Below are 5,804 nucleotides of genomic sequence, written 5' to 3'. Positions count from 1 at the left end.
TATCGCAGGTACCAGCGGACAGCGAGGAGGCGCGCTCGCGCGGCACGTGGTTGGTCACGGCGCAGAGCTTGCCTGATCGCGTCGCTGCTTCCTCGGGAGTGCTGACGAATCCGCCGTTGATCTCAACGAATTATCTTTGAGGGATCAACACACTTAGGGGCTGTTGTGCCGCGTGCCTCTCTGGTGGCTCTGAGTGGCGGGGCTAGACTCCGACCGGCGGGCCGTTGCGGGCGAGAGGGGACTGGGATGCCGGCGGATTCTTTTGTTCACCTCCACGTGCACACTGAGTATTCGATGCTGGACGGTGCGGCGAAAACGGGCTTGCTTTTCAAGGAAGCGGCGAAGCTGGGGATGCCGGCCGTCGGGATGACCGACCACGGTAACATGTTCGGTGCCTACGAATTTTATCAGGGTGCGAAGTCCGCGGGTGTCAAGCCGATCATCGGGATTGAGGCGTACCTGGCGCCCGAGTCGCGCCATCACAAGCGGCCTGTCCTGTGGGGTGAGCGTTCGCAGCGCGACGTTGACCCTGCGGGTGAGGGTGGTGACGTGTCCGGTGGTGGCGCCTACACCCACATGACGATGCTCGCGGCCAACGGGGCCGGGCTGCGCAACCTGTTCCGGCTGTCGTCGATCGCGTCGATCGAGGGCTACTACCGCAAGCCGCGGATGGACCATGAGCTGGTCTCCCAGTACTCGGAAGGGATCATCGCGACGACGGGCTGCCCGTCGGGTGAGGTGCAGACCCGGCTGCGTCTGGGCCAGTTCGACAAGGCGCTCGCCGCGGCGGCCACCTACCAGGAGGTCTTCGGCGCGGACAACTTCTTCCTGGAGTTGATGGATCACGGTTTGCCGATCGAGCGCAGTGTCCGCCAGGGTCTGCTCGACATCGGCGACAAGCTGGGGCTTCGCCCGTTGGCCACGAACGACTCGCACTATGTGACCGAGGATCAGGCGGGCAGCCATGAGGTGCTGCTGTGCGTCGGCACCGGTAAAAGACTCGACGATCCGACCCGTTTCAAATTCGACGGATCGGGATATTACCTCAAGTCGCCGGAGGAAATGCGCAACCTGTGGGACAGTGAGGTCCCCGGGGCCTGCGACAGCTCTCTGCTTATCGCCGAGCGCGTCGAGTCCTACGACGATGTTTTCAAGTTTGTGGACCGGATGCCGCGGTACCCGGTACCCGAGGGTGAGACGCAGCTGTCCTGGCTGCGCAAGGAAATCGACCGCGGACTGACGTGGCGCTTCCCTGCGGGCGTGCCCGCCGATGTGGTCGAGCGCGTCGACTACGAGGTCGGCGTGATCGACAAGATGGGTTTCCCGGCTTACTTCCTGGTCGTCGCCGACATCTGCAAGTTCGCGAGAGATCGGGGCATCGGGCTGGGTCCGGGGCGTGGATCGGCGACCGGGTCGATGATCGCCTACATCCTGGGTATCACCGAGCTGAACCCGATCGAGCACGCGCTGATCTTCGAGCGGTTCCTCAACCCGGAGCGGATCAGCCCGCCGGATATCGACCTGGACTTCGACGAACGTCGACGCGGTGAGGTGATCCGCTACATCACCGAGCAGTACGGCGAGGACCGCGTCGCGCAGATCAACACCTTCGGCACCATCAAGGCCAAGGCCGCGATCAAGGACTCGTGCCGGGTGCTGGGTTACGACTACGCCCTCGGCGACAAGATCTCAAAGGCGATGCCGCCGGATGTGATGGGCCAGGGCATCCCGCTGGCCGGGATCTTCGACCCGAACCATGAGCGGTACGGTGAGGCCGCCGAGGTCCGGGCCCAGTACGAGACCGACACCAAGGTTCGGAAGGTCATCGACACCGCGCGGGGGCTGGAGGGGCTCACCCGCGGCACTGGTGTCCACGCCGCCGGGGTCATCCTGTGCTCGGAGCCGCTGCTGGATGTCCTGCCGATCCATCGCCGCGACAATGACGGCGCGATCATCACCGGGTTCCCGTTTCCTCAGTGCGAGGAGATGGGCCTGCTCAAGATGGACTGCCTCGGGCTGCGGAACCTCACCGTCATCGGTGACGCGATCGAGGCCGTCAAGCGTAACCGCAACGTCGACATCGACCTGTCCACCCTCCCCTTGGAGGACGCCAAGGCCTTCGAGTTGCTCGCCCGCGGCGACACGCTCGGGGTGTTCCAGCTCGACGGCGGACCGATGCGTAACCTGCTGCGCCTGATGGCACCGACGAAGTTCGGCGACATCGCCGCCGTGCTCGCGCTCTACCGGCCCGGCCCGATGGCGGCCAACAGCCACATCGAGTACGCCGACCGCAAGAACGGCCGCAAGGAGATCCTCCCGATCCACCCCGAGCTCGCCGAGGCGCTGGAGCCCATCCTCGGCGAGACCTACCACCTGGTGGTCTACCAGGAGCAGGTCATGGCCATCGCCCGGGAGCTGGCCGGCTACAGCCTCGGCGGCGCCGACCTGTTGCGCCGCGCGATGGGCAAGAAGAAGAAGGAGATCCTGGACAAGGAGTTCGCTCGCTTCTCCGCCGGGATGAGGGAGAAGGGCTATACCGACGCGGCGGTCCAGGCGCTGTGGGACGTGCTCGTCCCGTTCTCTGGCTACGGGTTCAACAAGTCCCACACCGCCGGGTACGGTGTCGTGTCGTTCTGGACGGCCTACCTCAAAGCCAACTACCCGGCCGAGTTCATGGCGGCGCTGCTGACGTCCGTCGGTGACGACAAGGACAAGATGGCGGTGTACCTGGCCGAGACCCGCCGGATGGGTATCCAGGTCCTGCCCCCCGACGTCAACGAGTCGGATCTGCGGTTCGGTGCGGTCGGTGACTCGATCCGTTTCGGCCTGGGGGCCGTCCGTAATGTGGGGGAGAACGTCGTCGCCTCGATAGTCGCGGCCCGGCGGAGGAAGGGCGCGTATGAGTCGTTCGCCGACTTCCTGCAGAAGGTCGACATCGGGGTGTGCAACAAGCGCACCATCGACTCGCTGATCAAGGCCGGGGCGTTCGACTCGCTGGGCCATCACCGCCGGGTGCTGGTCAACGTGCACGAGAACGCGATCGACGCGGTGATCATCACGAAGCGGGCCGAGGCCATCGGCCAGTTCGACCTGTTCGGCGACGGGGGCGCCGGCGAGGAGGAGGAGAGCCCGGGGCTAGGACTCGACCTGGACCTGTCCGGCCCCGAATGGCCGAAGAAGGAGCTGCTGGCTCAGGAACGCGACATGCTCGGCCTGTACGTGTCCTCGCATCCGCTCGAAGGCGCCGAGCGGGCGCTGGATCGCCACCGCGACACCCGGATCGTCGACCTCGCCGAGGCCAACGACGGGACGACCGTACAGATCGCCGGTATCATCAGCAAGATCGACAAGCGGATCAACAAGAACACCGCCAAGGCGTGGGCGATCGTGACCGTCGAGGATCTCGACGCCTCCGTCGAGGTGCTGTTCTTCCCCCAGTCCTACGAGGTCCATTCGTACGCGCTCGTGACCGACGCGGTCATCTCGGTGCGGGGCAGGATCAACGAGCGGGAGGGGTCGGTCTCGCTGTTCGCCCAGGACCTGACGGTGGTCGATGTCGCGACGCACGTGAACGGGCCGCCTGTCGTCATCACTCTGCCGTCACACAAGATCACACCACCGCTGGTCGATGACCTCAAACTCGTCCTGACGACTCATCCCGGGACAACTCCGGTGCACCTGCGGCTCGAAGGCCCGCAGAACACGCATCTGTTCCTGCTCGAACTCCAGGTGCAGGCGAGTAGTTCGCTGCTCGGGGATCTCAAGGCCCTGCTGGGTGCCCGAGCGGTCACCGTATGAGCGACCCGTCGCCGGAGGCGAGACAGCCTGCCGAGGTGGTGCTGTGCTCGACGGATAGTCCGCCGCGCTGCTGACACGCTGGGTGGCAACGCTGGCCGTGCCGGCCGTCGACCTCCAGGCGTGGGAAGCCGACTATCAGGCGTGGCTACGAGGCGACCTGTGACACCTGGGCAGGTGCGTGTGGTCCGTCCGGCCAGGTCGGCAGCGTCGGAGCAGGCCGCAGTGGCACCGGCTGGAACATGCCCCCCCGCTGCCAGCGGGTGAGCGCCGAGGCCCAACGGTAGATACGCCGTGCCGGAGCGGCGGCCGACTTGCAGGCAGGGGTACGGGTAGGCGATGAACGGGTCGCCCAGGTACAGCGTCTCCAGGTCGACGAGGCCGCCCAGCCGGGCGACGTTGAGCGGCTGCCCGTCGTAGGAGTCGTAGCCGAACCGGGGATGGCTGAGGTCGACGTCGTCAACAGCGACGATCCCGGCCTGGACCGCGGCCAACTCGTCGGCCAGTGGCCAGCGGTCGTACCAGTGGGCATCGAGGTAGACCAGCGGCCGATCGAACCGGCCGGTGAGCGACGCCAGCACAGCCGCGGAGTCGCCGGTCACCACGGTGGTGTTCGGCCGGTCGCGTAGCCGGGTGCGGGCGAATGCGGCGTGCTCCTCGACGACGTCGCAGGTGATGATCGGCAGAGTGGGGTAGAGCCGGGCGAGGTAGTCGGTGGTGTCGCCGAGGAAGCAGCCAGTCTTGATGATGCCGTCACATCCATAGGCGTCGATCAGGTAGTCGACCTGCAGCGCGGTGGTGATGTCGAAGCCGAACGGTCCCCCGCCGTCGGAGAGGCGAGCGCAGCCGGCGCGAAGGGTGGTGTAGAAGGTGTCCAGGAGGCCGATCGACGGCTGGTACATGGCAGCCTTTCACACGCTGTGAGTGTGGCGCAGCCAGCGAGGTGCCTGGGACGGCCGCTGCGTGCGGCTCCCAGGCGCCCGGAGAGGACACCCCATTCATGATTGTTCTTTGCACAAAATTGCCGAATGCGCACACAATGCGCACACACGCCGCCCGGGTGCGGCGCACGACACACCGACATGGCAGACATACATAACTTTCTGGACACAGAGACGCTCCGACTACGATACGTAGTTGATTGCGGCCTAGTGTGGGACCTGCGCGGAGAGCGCGGGCCGGATCGGGGGTAGCAGTACTCAGCGGAGCGGGAGTCGACGGACCCGTACGTGGGTGGTGCTGAGCGATATGACGACGCCCTGTTCGAGGTCGGCTTCCAGCGCAGGCAGATTGGCCAGCAGCAGGGCGGCTTGCGCGTCGGGCTTGAGCTGGTCGCCGGACCGGAGCGGGACCAGCGAGGGAGCGATGCCCCGGCTGAGTGCGAGCAGAGTCGTGAAGTCGCTGTCGGCGGAGATGATCGAACGTCTCTCGGTGACGGCGAACGCGCTGACCTCGGTATCCGGGGAACCGCCAAGCCCGTGCTCGAGGACGTGCGTTGCGTCCATGCCCTTGCCGCGCAGCAGTTCGGCAACCCGCGGTGAGAGGTTCTCGTCGACGAGAAACCTCATGCGGCGATGAACGGACGCTCTTGCGGCATTGTCTCCGCGGCAAACGCGAGAGCAGCGAGCACGTCGTCACGGGTGAGCGACGGATAGTCGGCGAGCAGCTCCTCGACCGTCGAGCCGGCCGCGAGCTGACCCAGCACCGCGGACACGGTGATCCGGGTACCACGAATCGCCGGCGCACCCGCCATGATCGCGGGATCGGCGGTGATGCGGCTGACGACGGCCATGGCCAGGAGTCTACCGTCGGAGGCGTGTTGCATCGGCGGAGTCCGCTGTCCTGCGGCTGTCGATCGGTCATGATCGTGTGATGCGTCGACGTCGTTCCTGTCCACCGGTTCCGGTGTCGGAGTTCGCGGGGTTCCGGTTCCCAGCTGAGGTGATTGTCCTCGCTGTCCGCTGGTACCTGCGGTACGCACTGTCCTACCGGGACGTCGAGGAGCTGTT

The 5,804-nt window shown here is 66.0% G+C and carries 3 protein-coding genes and 1 pseudogene; 2 read left to right on the top strand and 2 right to left on the bottom strand.

Going from position 1 to position 5,804, the window contains the following annotated elements; translation table 11 throughout:
- The first annotated feature begins 246 nt into the window (after positions 1 to 246).
- Complete coding sequence (dnaE, locus tag AC08OP_RS11985) at positions 247 to 3,798, top strand: DNA polymerase III subunit alpha (protein WP_476614261.1); 3,552 nt, start codon at positions 247 to 249, stop codon at positions 3,796 to 3,798.
- A 1,196-nt stretch (positions 3,799 to 4,994) separates the two neighbouring features.
- On the opposite strand, the gene AC08OP_RS11980 is transcribed toward dnaE, so the two are convergent.
- Positions 4,995 to 5,363 carry a DUF5615 family PIN-like protein gene (locus AC08OP_RS11980; RefSeq protein WP_476614260.1) on the bottom strand — a complete coding sequence of 123 codons (369 nt, stop codon included), beginning with the start codon at positions 5,361 to 5,363 and terminating at the stop codon, positions 4,995 to 4,997.
- A complete protein-coding gene (locus AC08OP_RS11975) occupies positions 5,360 to 5,587 on the bottom strand; it encodes a DUF433 domain-containing protein (RefSeq protein ID WP_035953249.1) in 228 nt (75 codons plus the stop codon). Before AC08OP_RS11975 ends, AC08OP_RS11980 begins: the two co-directional genes overlap by 4 nt.
- Positions 5,588 to 5,667: 80 nt before the next feature.
- Between AC08OP_RS11975 and AC08OP_RS11970 the strand changes: the two are divergent.
- A pseudogene (locus AC08OP_RS11970) lies at positions 5,668 to 5,804 on the top strand (IS6 family transposase); the annotation flags it as partial.

The organism is Frankia sp. CeRuru1 (genome assembly GCF_977966315.1).
This window is presented reverse-complemented; position numbering and strand designations above follow the sequence as displayed.

What these genes read in the sequence shown, in the direction of transcription:
- dnaE (WP_476614261.1), top strand. Translation starts at nt 247, where the DNA reads ATGCCGGCGGATTCTTTTGTTCACCTCCACGTGCACACTGAGTATTCG.
- AC08OP_RS11980 (WP_476614260.1), bottom strand. Translation starts at nt 5,363, where the DNA reads ATGAGGTTTCTCGTCGACGAGAACCTCTCACCGCGGGTTGCCGAACTG.
- AC08OP_RS11975 (WP_035953249.1), bottom strand. Translation starts at nt 5,587, where the DNA reads ATGGCCGTCGTCAGCCGCATCACCGCCGATCCCGCGATCATGGCGGGT.